Origin of the sequence: Streptomyces sp. NPDC048664, assembly GCF_040650555.1 — a bacterium.
In the GTDB taxonomy this organism is placed as follows: domain Bacteria; phylum Actinomycetota; class Actinomycetes; order Streptomycetales; family Streptomycetaceae; genus Streptomyces.
Map to the genome: position 1 here is coordinate 1 of NZ_JBEZHK010000027.1, position 14,304 is coordinate 14,304.

Below are 14,304 nucleotides of genomic sequence, written 5' to 3' on the forward strand. Positions count from 1 at the left end.
TACTGCAGGGGGGACCCTGTGGGAGAGTAGGACGCCGCCGAACAAATTGTGGGAAGACCCCGCACCTCATGGTGCGGGGTCTTCTGCGTTTACGGCCCTTTCCGCCGCCCCCTCTGTACCGGTCGGCGAACCGGGCAGGTAGGGTCAGGGGGCATCATTGGCTCATTTTCCACAGGAGGCCCCCGGGTGGAGGTCCAGGAGACGCGTGTCCAGACGGACCGGGTCCTCACCATCCCGAATATCCTCAGCATGGCGCGGCTCGTCGGCGTGCCCTTCTTCCTGTGGCTGATCCTCTGGCCCGAGTTCGGCGGACCCAACTGCGACGGCTGGGCCCTGCTCATCCTGGTGCTGAGCGGCGTCAGCGACTACCTGGACGGCAAGCTCGCCCGGCGCTGGAACCAGATCAGCAACCTCGGCCGGCTCCTCGACCCGGCCGCCGACCGGCTCTACATCGCCTCGACCCTGATCGGACTCACCTGGCGGGGGATCCTTCCTCTCTGGCTGACCGGGATCCTCGTGGCCCGGGAGCTGGTCCTGGCGGTCATGGTGGGCATCCTCAGACGGCACGGCTATCCGCCGCCCCAGGTGAACTTCCTTGGCAAGGCAGCCACGTTCAACCTGATGTACGCCTTCCCGTTGCTGCTGCTCAGCGACGGAAGCGGCTGGATCGCGTCACTGGCTGCCATTTTCGGATGGGCCTTCGCCGGATGGGGTACAACCCTGTACTGGTGGGCAGGAGTCCTCTACGTGGTTCAGGTCCGGCGCCTTGTCAGGGCGGACACCTCGACCGGTTGAGCCTGCCCAGGGGCGACCGCAGCGGCTCGATGGCCCGCGCGGGGAATCTGCGGGACAATCATGACGGGTGAAGTCGGCTGAACCGTCGTCTCTTAGAGGAGGACGCTTCCGACATGAAGGCCGTCGTGATGGCCGGAGGCGAAGGCACCCGCCTTCGTCCGATGACCTCAAGCATGCCCAAGCCGCTCCTGCCGGTCGTCAACCGGCCGATCATGGAGCATGTGCTGCGGCTGCTCAAAAGGCATGGGCTCAACGAGACCGTCGTCACCGTGCAGTTCCTGGCCTCACTCGTCAAGAACTACTTCGGCGACGGCGAAGAGCTCGGCATGGAGCTCACGTATGCCAACGAGGAGAAGCCACTCGGTACCGCCGGGAGTGTGAAGAACGCGGAGGAAGCACTCAGGGACGACGCGTTCCTCGTCATCTCCGGTGACGCTCTGACCGACTTCGACCTCACCGAACTGATCAATTTCCACAAGGAAAAAGGCGCACTGGTCACCGTCTGCCTGACACGTGTGCCCAATCCGCTGGAATTCGGCATCACCATCGTCGACGAGGAGGGACAGGTCGAGCGCTTCCTGGAGAAGCCGACCTGGGGCCAGGTCTTCTCGGACACGGTGAACACGGGCATCTACGTCATGGAGCCCGAAGTCTTCGACTACGTCGACCCCGATGTGCCCGTCGACTGGTCCGGCGACGTCTTCCCCCAGCTGATGAAGGAAGGCAAGCCGATCTACGGCTATGTCGCCGAAGGCTACTGGGAGGACGTCGGCACGCACGAGAGCTATGTGAAGGCGCAGGCCGACGTCCTGGAGGGCAAGGTCGACGTCGAGATCGACGGCTTCGAGATCTCCCCGGGCGTATGGGTCGCGGAGGGCGCGGAGGTCCACCCGGACGCCGTCCTGCGTGGACCGCTCTACATCGGTGACTACGCCAAGGTCGAGGCCGGCGCCGAGATCCGCGAACACACCGTCGTAGGATCCAACGTCGTGGTGAAGAGCGGGGCCTTCCTCCACCGCGCCGTCGTCCACGACAACGTGTACGTCGGCCAGCACAGCAATCTGCGCGGCTGCGTGGTCGGCAAGAACACCGACATCATGCGCGCCGCCCGCATCGAGGACGGCGCCGTCATCGGCGACGAGTGCCTCATCGGCGAGGAATCGATCGTCCAGGGCAATGTGCGGGTCTACCCGTTCAAGACCATCGAGGCCGGCGCGTTCGTCAACACCTCCGTCATCTGGGAGTCCCGCAGCCAGGCGCACCTCTTCGGCGCCCGCGGCGTCTCCGGGATCCTCAACGTGGAGATCACCCCCGAACTGGCCGTGCGCCTGGCCGGCGCGTACGCCACGACGCTGAAGAAGGGGTCCACGGTCACCACGGCGCGCGACCACTCCCGTGGTGCCCGGGCGTTGAAACGCGCCGTCATCTCGGCGCTTCAGGCCAGTGCCATCGACGTACGGGACCTGGAGAACGTACCCCTGCCGGTCGCCCGCCAGCAGACCGCGCGAGGCAGCGCCGGCGGCATCATGATCAGGACGTCGCCCGGTGTGCCGGACTCCGTCGACATCATGTTCTTCGACGGCCAGGGCGGAGACCTGTCCCAGGCCGGGCAGCGGAAGCTGGACAGGATCTTCGCCAGGCAGGAGTACCGTCGAGCCTTCCCCGGCGAGATCGGCGACCTGTACTTCCCGTCCAGCGTCTTCGACTCCTACACCGGCTCGCTGCTGAGAAGCGTCGACACCTCGGGCACGGCCGAAGCCGAGCTCAAGGTGGTCGTGGACGCGTCGAACGGAAGCGCGGGCCTGGTGCTGCCCAGCCTGCTCGGCAAGCTCGGCGTGGACTCGCTGACCATCAACCCCGGCCTTGACGAGGCCCGGCCCACGGAGAGTGCCGACACCCGGCGCGCGGGGCTGGTGCGGCTCGGCGAGATCGTGGCCTCGTCGCGGGCCGCCTTCGGCGTCCGCTTCGACCCCGTGGGCGAGCGGCTGTCGCTCGTGGACGAGAAGGGCCGCATCGTCGAGGACGACCGGGCGCTCCTGGTGATGCTGGACCTGGTGGCCGCGGAGCGCCGCAGCGGGAAGGTGGCGCTGCCGGTGACGACGACCCGCATCGCCGAGCAGGTCGCCGCCTACCACGGCACGCAGGTCGAGTGGACGACGACCTCGCCGGACGACCTCACCCGGGTGGGCCGGGAGGAGTCGACGATCTTCGGCGGGGACGGGCGCGGTGGGTTCATCATCCCCGAGTTCAGCAGCGTCTTCGACGGTACGGCCGCCTTCGTCAGACTGATCGGCCTGGTGGCGCGGACCCAGCTCACGCTCAGCCAGATCGACGCGCGGATTCCGCGGGCCCACGTCCTTAAGCGGGATCTGGCGACCCCCTGGGCCGTCAAGGGCCTGGTGATGCGCCGGGTCGTGGAGGCGGCCGGCGACCGCTTCGTGGACACGACGGACGGAGTGCGCGTGGTGGAGGCCGACGGCCGCTGGGTCCTCGTGCTCCCCGACCCGTCCGAGGCCGTCACCCATCTGTGGGCGGAAGGACCCGACGACGCCTCCGCGCAGGCCCTGCTGGACGAGTGGGCGGCGATCGTGGACAGCGCGGGCCGGTAGCCGTCGCACCGCGTCGCCGCGCGCGGATCCGCGGGACACACACGTACCGGACGGGTGCCCTCGGGGGTGCCCGTCCGGCACGCCGGTGGGGCCATTCGGAGTATGCGCGCGTAACGTGCGACGATGTGCTGCATGCCGCAGCCACCCCCCGTTCGGAGCACGCCCGTACGCTCCGCGCGTCCGGACGCGTCCATGTCGTTGCTCACCAACGTCATGGACCACAGCCTGGACGACGGCTACGCCGAGGCGGCTACCCGGAAGAAGGCCGCGGGCACGGGCGGCATGCCGAAGACGGTGCGGGCGAAGCTCGGCCTCGCGGCGGGGCTGGTGCTCGCCGCTCTCGTGGTGACACTGGGCGCGGCGCAGGCGCGTGTGGCGGCCCCGACGGTCGCCAAGGAACGTCAGGAACTCATCGACCGCATCCAGCGGGAGACCACGGCGGCCGACAAGCTGGAGAGCACCGTCGACACACTGCGGGACGACGTGAGCGCGCGACAGCGTGAGGCGCTGAAGAAGAGCGGCGACGAGACCGATCTCGTCGACATCCTCTCCGGTGCCGTGGCGGTGCACGGTCCCGGCGTCAAGCTCGTCGTGAACGACGCCAAAGAGGCGACCTCGGGTGGGAACGGGAATCCGCGGGAGACCGCCGACTTCTCCGACACCGGACGCGTCCGCGACCGCGACATGCAGCGCGTCGTCAACGGGCTGTGGGAGTCGGGGGCCGAGGCCGTCGCGATCAACGGGCAGCGGCTGACCGCGCTCTCGGCGATCCGGGCCGCCGGTGACGCGATACTGGTCGACAACAGGCCCCTGGTACCGCCGTACACGGTGCTGGCGGTGGGGGACGGGGAGCGGCTCAGCACCAGGTTCCAGAACAGCGCCGACGGGTTGTACCTGCACGCGCTCCAGGAGAACTACGGGATCCGGACCGCCATCTCCGTCCAGGGCGACGTCCGGCTGCCGGCCGCACCGAGTGTGATCGTACGTACAGCACAACCGAGTACAGAGAAGGGCACATCGTGATCGCCGTACTGGGCCTCGTCGTCGGAGTCGTGGTCGGTCTGCTGGTCCGGCCGGAGGTTCCCGCCGTCGTCGAACCGTATCTCCCGATCGCCGTCGTGGCGGCCCTCGACGCCGTGTTCGGTGGCTTCAGGGCCATGCTCGATGGCATCTTCGACGACAAGGTCTTCGTCGTGTCGTTCCTGTCGAACGTCGTGGTGGCGGCGCTGATCGTCTTCCTGGGTGACAAGCTGGGCGTCGGCGCGCAGCTGTCCACGGGTGTGGTGGTCGTCCTCGGCATCCGCATCTTCTCCAACGCCGCCGCGATCCGCCGGCATGTGTTCCGGGCGTGAGGCCGATGAACGACGACGACATGACGCCCGGGCGGCCTCAGGACGAGCCGGCGAAGCCGCAGCGGCCGACCGGCGACGGGCAGCCCCGCGCGCGGGGCGAGTCGGGCGAGCCGTCCGGGACGCCTGACCCGTGGCTGCGCAGGGAACTGCCGCAGGAGGTGCCCGCGGCGGACGCCGACGCTCCTCCCCGCACACCCGACGCTCCGCGCACACCCGACGGCCCCCAGGAGCCGGACGGGGGCGGGAGCGCCGCCGCGCCTACGCAGAGCGGCCGTCAGCGTCTGGTGGAGGGGCTGTGGCCGCCGCGCGCGTCGCGAGCCCAACTCATCGTCGCCGTGCTGCTGTTCGGTCTGGGGTTCGGACTCGCTGTGCAGGTCGCCTCGAACAGCGACGGCAGCAGTGCGCTGCGCGGCGCGCGACAAGAGGATCTTGTGCGCATCCTCGATGAACTGGATGACCGTACCCAGCGTCTTCAGGACGAGAAGCAGGGGCTTGAGGACCAGCGGTCCGAGCTCGAGAACAGTTCGGACCGGGCGGAGGAGGCCCGGAGGCAGACCGCCGAGAAGGAGAAGCAACTCGGCATCCTCGCGGGAACCCTGGCGGCTCAGGGCCCCGGCATCACGATGACCGTCCAGGACACGAAGGGAGCGGTCCAGGCCGACATGCTGCTCGACGCGATCCAGGAGCTGCGCGCCGCGGGTGCGGAGGCGATCCAGGTGAACGGAGTGCGGGTGGTGGCCGGTACCTATCTCGCGGACTCGGGCAAGGGCGTGAGCGTGGACGGGAACAAGATCGCTCAGCCCTACCGTTTCAAAGTCATCGGCAAGCCGCAGGACCTGGAGCCGGCACTGAACATCCCTGGAGGAGTTGTGCAGACGCTGGAGAAGGAGCAGGCCACGGTCACCGTGGAGAGTTCGACGAAGATCGTCGTGGATGCCTTGCGAGCAGCGAAGCGGCCTGACTACGCTCGGTCGTCCTCGCAGTGAACCGGGGGTGCGTGGAGGCGGTCAGGCAGGGGCATCAGGTTGCGGGGGGTCGACGCACCGATTGGGTGGTGCGTGGTGGAAACTGTCCGGTGGCTACGGACGTTGTGAAGATGTCCGGGTCGGCCGGTGTACACAGTCAGGGTTCGTCCTGCCCCACGGGCGGGTCTGTTTCGGTCAAGGGGAATCGCCCGTGAAGTTGTTTGCGAAGTTGTTCGGCAAGAGCGCGCGAGAGGGCGGGGTCGACGCGACCGCCCGCCATCGCGCACAGCCGGGAGAAGCCGAGGGTCAGCGTCCGCTGTTCCGGGACCAGGTCGCTGGTCCGGGTGGCGGCATTTCAGGTGGTCACGGCGCGTCGTCGGTTGACCCCGCCGCGTCCGGCCCCATAGGTTTCGGGGACATGTCGGCCCAGGTGTGCACAAGGTGCGGTCACAGCAACGCGGAGAACAGCCGCTTCTGCTCCAACTGCGGTGCGCCGCTTCGCCCCGGTGCGGTCCCGGAGCGCGCGTCGGAGACGACCTCCACGATCTCGATCTCGGGCCTGGAGGCCTACGACGCCGAGGTGACCGGCCAGACGCCGGTGCCGACGCTGTCTCCGGAGGCGCAGGCGGCCGTCGACGCGCTGCCGCTCGGTTCGGCGCTGCTGGTGGTGCGCCGCGGTCCCAACTCGGGCAGCCGCTTTCTGCTCGACAGTGACCTGACCACGGCGGGGCGTCATCCGCAGAGCGACATCTTCCTGGACGATGTGACCGTCTCACGTCGGCATGTGGAGTTCCGTCGCAGTGGGGACGGATCCTTCACGGTCGCCGACGTCGGCAGTCTCAACGGCACCTATGTGAACCGTGAGCGCATCGACCAGGTCGCGCTCACCAACGGCGACGAGGTTCAGATCGGCAAGTACAGGCTGGTCTTCTTCGCGAATCAGCGGAGTATCTGACCCTCCCCCAGACTCCGTCCGGGGAGACCCCAGGGAAGGCCTCATGCTTCACACACCGAGCGGCGGTGCCGGCAGCGGCACCGCCGCGGACGGCGGGCTGATGAGCATCGGCACCGTGCTGAACGTGCTGCGCGAGGAGTTCCCCGAGGTCACCATCTCCAAGATCCGCTTTCTGGAGACCGAGGGACTGATCGATCCGCAGCGCACCCCTGCGGGATATCGCAAGTTCGGCGTGCGCGACGTCGAGCGGCTCGGTCAGGTGCTGAGGATGCAGCGGGACCACTACCTGCCGTTGAAGGTCATCCGCGAGTATCTCGACGCCGTGGAGCGGGGCGAGGAGGTACGGCTGCCCACCTTGGGCCGTCCGCGTGACGGGGGAGACGGAGAAGGGCTGGGCGAGACGCTGCCCGAGTCCGAGGCCGGCACGGTGTCACGGCTCGGCCGGGAGGACCTGCTCGCCGCCGCCGGGATCAGCGCGGAGCAGCTCGCGGAGTGGGAGTCGTACGGCCTTGTCGCGCCGCTGCCCGGCGGAGGGTACGAACCGGAGACGGTCACCGTGGCCACTCTGGTGGCCGAACTGGGCAGACACGGGATCGAGCCACGCCATCTACGGGTGATGAAGGCCGCCGCGGACCGAGAGGCCGGGCTGGTGGACCAGGTGGTGGCCCCGCTGCGGCTGCATCGCAATCCGCAGACCAGGGCGCATGCCGAGGCCCGGACGAGGGAGCTGGCGGGGCTCTCGGTGAAGCTGCACACCGCCCTGGTGCAGTCCGCGCTGGGTCTTCGACTGCCCTGAGCGTGTTCTCGGCCGGTGGTTCACCAAGGCTTCGCCCGACCTTCATCGGCGCTGAACCGGGTCCTGATCGCGGTGTTCGCCGTCGGCGGACAGGTGGGCCGTTCTGTGCCCGACTACCCAAACGTCCCGGGCACGGCCTAGGGTTGCTGTGTGAACGAGCTCGATGTCGTAGGTGTCCGGGTCGAGATGCCCTCCAACCAGCCGATCGTGCTCCTGCGCGAAGTGGGAGGCGATCGCTACCTCCCCATCTGGATCGGCCCGGGGGAGGCGACCGCCATCGCCTTCGCCCAGCAGGGCATGGCCCCCGCACGACCGCTGACCCACGACCTGTTCAAGGACGTGCTGGAGGCGGTCGGCCAGGAGCTCACGGAAGTACGCATCACGGACCTGCGCGAAGGCGTCTTCTACGCGGAGCTGGTCTTCGCGAGCGGTGTCGAGGTGAGCGCCCGCCCCTCCGACGCCATAGCGCTGGCGCTGCGGACCGGAACGCCGATCTACGGCAGCGAAGGAGTCCTGGACGACGCGGGCATCGCGATCCCGGACGAGCAGGAGGACGAGGTCGAGAAGTTCCGCGAGTTCCTCGACCAGATCTCGCCCGAGGACTTCGGCACCAGCAACCAGTGACGGCCGGGTCTGCCGCACGATGGCGGGCGAGGGGCACGCGATCCGGCATGTGCCCGCGGCCAGTGCGCCTGTCTCACGGACCGGGGCGCCGCATTCGGCTAGCCTTTCCCCGCGGATGGGCACGGGAAACCACCCTTAGGGTGATTATCACTCGGCGTGCCGAGTGTGGCGATCGTTGACGCACCCCTGGTGACTGCCTACCGTCGAGAAGGCAGTTCGAGGACGGAGGTCGGCGTGAGAATGAGCGGCGGCGGCACGGCGGGGGGAGCCCCTGGACGCAGTCTGGGGGAGAACGGCCCGCACCCGCTTCACGGCGGCGCGACCGGCTCCGCCCCGCGGCGGCCCCTGGTCGTGCCGAGCGACGAGGACGCGGCTTTCGGCGACACTGACCAGGTCGGCTATCGCGGCCCCACGGCGTGCGCCGCGGCGGGCATCACCTACCGCCAGCTGGACTACTGGGCGAGGACCGGGCTCGTGGAACCGAGTGTGCGCCCTGCCCACGGCTCGGGGACGCAGCGGTTGTACAGCTTCCGGGACGTGGTCGTCCTGAAGGTCGTCAAGCGGTTCCTGGACACGGGTGTGTCACTGCAGAACATCCGCACCGCCGTCCAGCACCTCAGGGAGCGCGGATTGGGCGACCTGGATCGGATGACGCTGATGAGCGACGGCGCGACGGTGTACGAGTGCACGTCACCGGACGAGGTCCACGCCCTGCTCCAGGGCGGGCAGGGCATCTTCGGGATCGCCGTCGGCGTGGTCCGGCGGGACGTGGAGAGCGCGCTGTCCCAGCTGCACGGCGAGCGGGTGGACACCGGCGAGACCATCGTCGGCGACAACCCGGCGGACGAGCTGGCGCGGCGGCGCAACCGCGCCGTGTGAGACGTGGTGTGGCGCGGCAGCCGGCCGTGCCACCACCGTGTCGAGGCCGCGCCGCCGTCGGCGCGCCCGTCGGCGCGCCCCCGTTGTCAGTGGCGTAGGGCAGCATCGGACATGTGAGATCCGTGCCCACCATCCTGCACCTCGACATGGATGCCTTCTACGCCTCGGCGGAGCAGGCGTCCAAGCCGAGTCTGCGCGGGAAGGCCGTGATCGTGGGTGGGCTCGGCCCGCGCGGTGTGGTGGCCACAGCGTCCTACGAGGCACGCGCCTTCGGAGTGCACTCGGCCATGCCCATGGCCCAGGCCCGCAGGCTCGCGCCGAACGCGGCCTGCCTCGTACCGCGCTTCGGGCTCTACCGGCAGATCAGCGAGCAGGTGATGGGGCTGCTGCGGGAGCTGTCCCCGCTGGTGGAGCCGCTGAGCCTGGACGAGGCGTTCGTGGATCTCGAGGCCGGCGGGGCGGCCTGGGACGAGGAGTCGGCGCGGCTGACCGGGGCCAGGCTGCGCGCGGACATCCGGGCCGTCACCGGGCTGACCGGCTCGGTGGGCCTGGCTGCCTCCAAGATGCTCGCCAAGATCGCCTCCGAGCAGGGCAAGCCGGACGGACTGGTGGTGATACGCCCCGGCACCGAGCGCGCGCTGCTGGGCCCGATGCCGGTGCGCACGCTCCCGGGGGTCGGCCCCGCCACCGGCGACCATCTGCGGCGGGCCGGGATCACCACGGTCGACGACCTGGCCGAGGCCGGCGAGGACGAACTCGTCCGCCTCCTCGGCAAGGCGCACGGACACGCGCTGCACGCGATGGCGCTGGCCCGGGACGAACGGCCGGTGGTGGCCGAGCGGGAGGCGAAGTCGGTGTCCGTCGAGGACACCTATGACGTGGACATCCACGACCGGATGCGCGTCGGCCTGGAGGTGCAGCACCTCGCGGAGCGGTGTGTGCGCCGGCTGCGGGACGCCGGCCTGTCGGGGCGGACCATCCAGCTGAAGGTCCGCCGCTACGACTTCTCGACGCTGACCCGGTCGGAGACCCTGCGCGGGCCCACCGACGATCCGGCGGTGGTGCGGGAGGCCGCGGCGAGACTGCTGGACGCGGTGGACACGACGGGCGGGGTACGGCTGCTGGGCGTCGGCGTCAGCGGGCTGGCCGACTACACGCAGGAGGACCTCTTCGCCCAGGCACGTCTCGGCGCGGGGGAGGCGGAGGGAGAGCCGGGCCCGGTCGGGCGTGCGACGGGAGGGACGGCGGGGGGAGGGGGCGAAGAGGCGGCGGGCGCGGCGGTCGGCGAGGAGCATCGGGAGGCGGCGGAGAGCGCGCGGCGGACGGCCGGGGACATCGCGGACGAGCCGCCGGCACCGGCCGAGCACGTGTGGCGGGCGGGCCACGACGTCCGGCACAGCGAGCACGGGCACGGGTGGGTGCAGGGAAGCGGCCTGGGCCGGGTGACCGTACGCTTCGAGACGCCCGACTCGGCGCCGGGGCGGGTGCGCACGTTCCGCACCGACGACCCCTGTCTGGAACCGGCCGATCCGCTGCCGCTCGTCACGCCGACGCCTCAGGCCTCGTCCGACCCCGCCAGACGTCCGAAGTCACGGTCCGGCGCGGGAGTGGGCGAGGACACGTCGAGCCCGTAGTGGTGGTACAGCTGCAGTTCCTGTTCCGGGGAAAGATGGCGTCCTACGCCGAAGTCGGGTGCGTCCTTGATCAGCGCGCGCTCGAAGGGGACGTACAGCGCCCCCTCGACCACCTCGCTCGGTTCCAGGGGGACGAACGCGTCCCGGCTGAACAGACCGGTCCGTATCGCCGCCCACTCCGGTACCCCGGTCGCGTCGTCGAGGTAGACCTCGTCGACCGTGCCGATCTTGTTGCCGTTGCGGTCGAACGCCTTGCGGCCGATCAGATTCCGCGGATCGATATCGGTCTTCACGGTCCCTCCAACTGATCGCAACTCATTCACAACCACTACAAAAGAGCACATCCGGCACGGCGGCCACTCGAAAGCTCCAGGTCGCACCCCGGGTCCTTGGTTGCACCCGCTGGTACGCTGGCAAACGGCTGACGACCCCGCGCGGGAGAGTCCTTCGGAACCAACCGGAGGCGCCGAAGGAGCAAACCCTCCCCGGAATCTCTCAGGCACACGTACCGCACGGACGAGGTCACTCTGGAAAGCAGGGCGGTTTCCGACGGTTTCCGCTCTCACCGACGGTGAAAGCCGGAACGCCTCACGGCGGGCCGGTGAAGCTCTCAGGTCGAGATGACAGAGGGGGAGGCCGTCGGGGTGCCCGCGCCGTGGTGCCCCTCGAAGGTCGTGTCTGACCAGGAGGCCTCCGTAATGACCGCCCACCGCATCCCGCTCTCCGAGCTCGAACGGGGGATCCCCTTCGAGCAGCGCCACATCGGCCCGGACCACGAGGCGCAGGCCAAGATGCTCGCGCACGTCGGCTACGGCTCCCTGGACGAGCTCACGGCCGCCGCCGTCCCCGACGTCATCAAGAGCACCGACGCCCTGGACCTGCCGGGCGCGCGCACCGAGGCCGAGGTGCTGGCCGAGCTGCGCTCCCTGGCCGACCGCAACCAGGTCCTCGACTCCATGATCGGTCTCGGCTACCACGGGACCTTCACGCCGCCGGTGATCCTGCGCAACGTCATGGAGAACCCCGCCTGGTACACCGCGTACACGCCGTACCAGCCCGAGATCTCCCAGGGCCGCCTGGAGGCCCTGCTCAACTTCCAGACCGTCGTCGCCGAGCTCACCGGGCTCCCGACCTCCGGCGCCTCCCTGCTGGACGAGGGCACGGCCGCCGCCGAGGCCATGGCGCTGTCGCGGCGCATGGGCCGGAACAAGAAGGGCCTGTTCCTGGTCGACGCGGACGCGCTGCCCCAGACGGTGGCCGTCATCCAGACGCGCGCCGAACCTACCGGCGTGGAGGTCGTCGTCGCCGACCTGAGCGACGGCATCCCGGCCGAGGTCGCCGAGCGGGAGATCAACGGCGTACTGGTCCAGTACCCGGGCGCCTCCGGTGCCGTACGCGACATCAGGCCGCTCGTCGAGCAGGCCCACGGGCTCGGCGCGGTCGTCACGGTCGCCGCCGACCTGCTCGCCCTGACGCTGCTGACCTCGCCGGGCGAGCTGGGCGCCGACATCGCCGTCGGCACGACGCAGCGCTTCGGCGTACCGATGGGCTTCGGCGGCCCGCACGCCGGCTACATGGCGGTGCAGGAGAAGTTCGCCCGCAGCCTGCCCGGCCGCCTGGTGGGCGTCTCCGTGGACGCCGACGGGCACAAGGCGTACCGCCTCGCCCTGCAGACGCGTGAGCAGCACATCCGCCGCGAGAAGGCGACGAGCAACATCTGCACCGCCCAGGTGCTGCTCGCCGTGATGGCCGGCATGTACGCGGTCTACCACGGTCCCGAGGGGCTGCGGACCATCGCGCGCCGCACCCACCGCTACGCCGCGATACTCGCCGCGGGCCTGACGGCCGGCGGCGTCGAGGTCGTCCACGGCGCCTACTTCGACACCCTGACCGTGCGGGTGCCCGGCCGCGCCGAGACCGTCGTGGCCACGGCACGCGAGCGCGGGGTGAACCTGCGCCTCGTCGACGCCGACCATGTGTCGATCGCCTGCGACGAGACGACCGGCCGCGCACAGCTGCGTGCCGTGTGGACCGCCTTCGGCGTCGAGGCCGACGCCGAGAGCCTGGACGCCGGCACCGAGGACGCGCTCCCGGGGAACCTGCTGCGCACCGACGACTACCTCACGCACCCGGTCTTCCACGCGCACCGCTCCGAGACCGCGATGCTGCGCTATCTGCGCCGCCTCGCGGACCGCGACTACGCGCTTGACCGCGGCATGATCCCGCTGGGCTCCTGCACCATGAAGCTCAACGCGACCACCGAGATGGAGCCGGTCACCTGGCCCGAGTTCGGACAGCTGCACCCCTTCGCGCCCGCCGAGCAGGCGCAGGGCTACCTCACGCTCATCCGTGAGCTGGAGGAGCGGCTCGCGGAGGTCACCGGCTACGACAAGGTCTCCCTCCAGCCCAACGCCGGCTCCCAGGGCGAGCTGGCCGGTCTGCTGGCCGTGCGCGGCTACCACCGCGCCAACGGCGACGAGCAGCGCACGGTCTGCCTCATCCCGTCCTCCGCGCACGGCACCAACGCGGCGAGCGCCGTGATGGCCGGCATGAAGGTCGTCGTCGTGAAGACCGCGAACGACGGCGAGATCGACGTGGCGGACCTGCGGGCCAAGATCGAGCAGTACCGCGACGAGCTGTCGGTCCTGATGATCACCTACCCCTCCACGCACGGCGTGTTCGAGGAGCACGTGGCCGACATCTGCGCGGCCGTCCACGAGGCCGGCGGCCAGGTGTACGTCGACGGCGCCAACCTCAACGCGCTGGTCGGGCTCGCCAAGCCGGGCCACTTCGGCGGCGACGTCTCGCACCTCAACCTGCACAAGACGTTCTGCATCCCGCACGGCGGTGGCGGCCCGGGCGTCGGCCCGGTCGGCGTGCGCGCGCACCTCGCGCCGTATCTGCCGAACCACCCGCTCCAGCCCGCGGCGGGCCCCGAGACGGGCGTGGGCCCGATCTCGGCCGCGCCGTGGGGCTCCGCGGGCATCCTGCCGATCTCCTGGGCGTACGTGCGGCTCATGGGCGGCGAGGGCCTCAAGGCGGCCACGCAGATCGCCGTGCTGTCCGCCAACTACATCGCCAAGCGCCTCGAGCCGCACTTCCCCGTGCTCTACACCGGCCCCGGGAACCTGGTGGCCCACGAGTGCATCATCGACCTGCGCCCGCTGACCAAGGCGACCGGGGTGAGCGTCGACGACGTCGCCAAGCGCCTGATCGACTACGGCTTCCACGCGCCGACGATGTCGTTCCCGGTGGCCGGCACGCTGATGATCGAGCCGACCGAGTCCGAGGACCTCGCCGAGATCGACCGGTTCTGCGACGCGATGATCGCCATCCGGGCCGAGATCGAGAAGGTCGGCTCGGGTGAGTGGCCCGACGAGGACAACCCGCTGCGGGGCGCTCCGCACACCGCGGCGGCGCTCGGCGGCACGTGGGAGCACGCGTACACGCGGGAGGAGGCCGTCTTCCCGAGCGGTGTCTCGGCCGCCGACAAGTATTGGCCGCCGGTGCGCCGTATCGACCAGGCGTTCGGCGACCGCAACCTGGTCTGTTCCTGCCCGCCGCTGGACGCCTACGAGGAGTAGTCGACCTCGGACATGCGTCGGGGCCGGTTCGGAGAGTGCGTCTCCGGGCCGGCCCCTGGTCTGTCCAGGGCGTCGGACGCCCTTGGCGGGGGAGCGGTCGTACGTCCCCCG

The 14,304-nt window shown here is 70.0% G+C and carries 12 protein-coding genes and 1 riboswitch; of the genes, 11 read left to right on the forward strand and 1 reads right to left on the reverse strand.

From position 1 onward, the window contains the following. Positions 1–186 precede the first annotated feature (186 nt). From AB0C59_RS25715 to AB0C59_RS25760, 10 genes are all read left to right on the forward strand, one after another. Positions 187–795 carry a CDP-alcohol phosphatidyltransferase family protein gene (locus AB0C59_RS25715; RefSeq protein WP_363008491.1) on the forward strand — a complete coding sequence of 203 codons (609 nt, stop codon included), beginning with the start codon at positions 187–189 and terminating at the stop codon, positions 793–795. Positions 796–908: 113 nt separating this feature from the next. Further along, positions 909–3,404 carry a mannose-1-phosphate guanyltransferase gene (locus AB0C59_RS25720; RefSeq protein ID WP_363008493.1) on the forward strand — a complete coding sequence of 832 codons (2,496 nt, stop codon included), beginning with the start codon at positions 909–911 and terminating at the stop codon, positions 3,402–3,404. Between the two features lie 123 nt (positions 3,405–3,527). Further along, positions 3,528–4,427, forward strand: coding sequence for a DUF881 domain-containing protein (locus AB0C59_RS25725; RefSeq protein ID WP_363008495.1), 900 nt, complete (start codon positions 3,528–3,530; stop codon positions 4,425–4,427). Next, positions 4,424–4,756, forward strand: coding sequence for a small basic family protein (locus AB0C59_RS25730; protein WP_360977542.1), 333 nt, complete (start codon positions 4,424–4,426; stop codon positions 4,754–4,756). Before AB0C59_RS25725 ends, AB0C59_RS25730 begins: the two co-directional genes overlap by 4 nt. Before the next feature lie 5 nt (positions 4,757–4,761). Next, positions 4,762–5,742: a DUF881 domain-containing protein gene (locus AB0C59_RS25735; protein ID WP_363008497.1), complete on the forward strand. Its 981-nt coding sequence runs from the start codon at positions 4,762–4,764 to the stop codon at positions 5,740–5,742. A 61-nt stretch (positions 5,743–5,803) separates the two neighbouring features. Continuing rightward, positions 5,804–6,676: an FHA domain-containing protein gene (locus tag AB0C59_RS25740; protein WP_363008499.1), complete on the forward strand. Its 873-nt coding sequence runs from the start codon at positions 5,804–5,806 to the stop codon at positions 6,674–6,676. Between the two features lie 43 nt (positions 6,677–6,719). Further along, positions 6,720–7,472: a MerR family transcriptional regulator gene (locus AB0C59_RS25745; RefSeq protein ID WP_363008501.1), complete on the forward strand. Its 753-nt coding sequence runs from the start codon at positions 6,720–6,722 to the stop codon at positions 7,470–7,472. Positions 7,473–7,622: 150 nt separating this feature from the next. After that, positions 7,623–8,096, forward strand: coding sequence for a bifunctional nuclease family protein (locus AB0C59_RS25750; RefSeq protein WP_363008503.1), 474 nt, complete (start codon positions 7,623–7,625; stop codon positions 8,094–8,096). Positions 8,097–8,330: 234 nt separating this feature from the next. After that, positions 8,331–8,975, forward strand: coding sequence for a MerR family transcriptional regulator (locus AB0C59_RS25755; protein ID WP_363008505.1), 645 nt, complete (start codon positions 8,331–8,333; stop codon positions 8,973–8,975). 113 nt (positions 8,976–9,088) lie between these two features. Continuing rightward, positions 9,089–10,609, forward strand: coding sequence for a DNA polymerase IV (locus AB0C59_RS25760; protein ID WP_363008507.1), 1,521 nt, complete (start codon positions 9,089–9,091; stop codon positions 10,607–10,609). Here AB0C59_RS25760 and AB0C59_RS25765 read toward each other — a convergent pair. Continuing rightward, positions 10,531–10,902: a PRC-barrel domain-containing protein gene (locus tag AB0C59_RS25765; protein WP_363008509.1), complete on the reverse strand. Its 372-nt coding sequence runs from the start codon at positions 10,900–10,902 to the stop codon at positions 10,531–10,533. The genes AB0C59_RS25760 and AB0C59_RS25765 overlap by 79 nt on opposite strands. A gap of 132 nt (positions 10,903–11,034) precedes the next feature. Next, positions 11,035–11,130, forward strand: a riboswitch (glycine riboswitch). A gap of 177 nt (positions 11,131–11,307) precedes the next feature. On the opposite strand from AB0C59_RS25765, the gene gcvP reads away from it, so the two are divergent. Then, on the forward strand, positions 11,308–14,193 hold the full coding sequence (gene gcvP / locus AB0C59_RS25770; RefSeq protein WP_363008511.1) for an aminomethyl-transferring glycine dehydrogenase: 2,886 nt from the start codon (positions 11,308–11,310) through the stop codon (positions 14,191–14,193). The last annotated feature ends 111 nt before the right edge of the window (positions 14,194–14,304 follow it).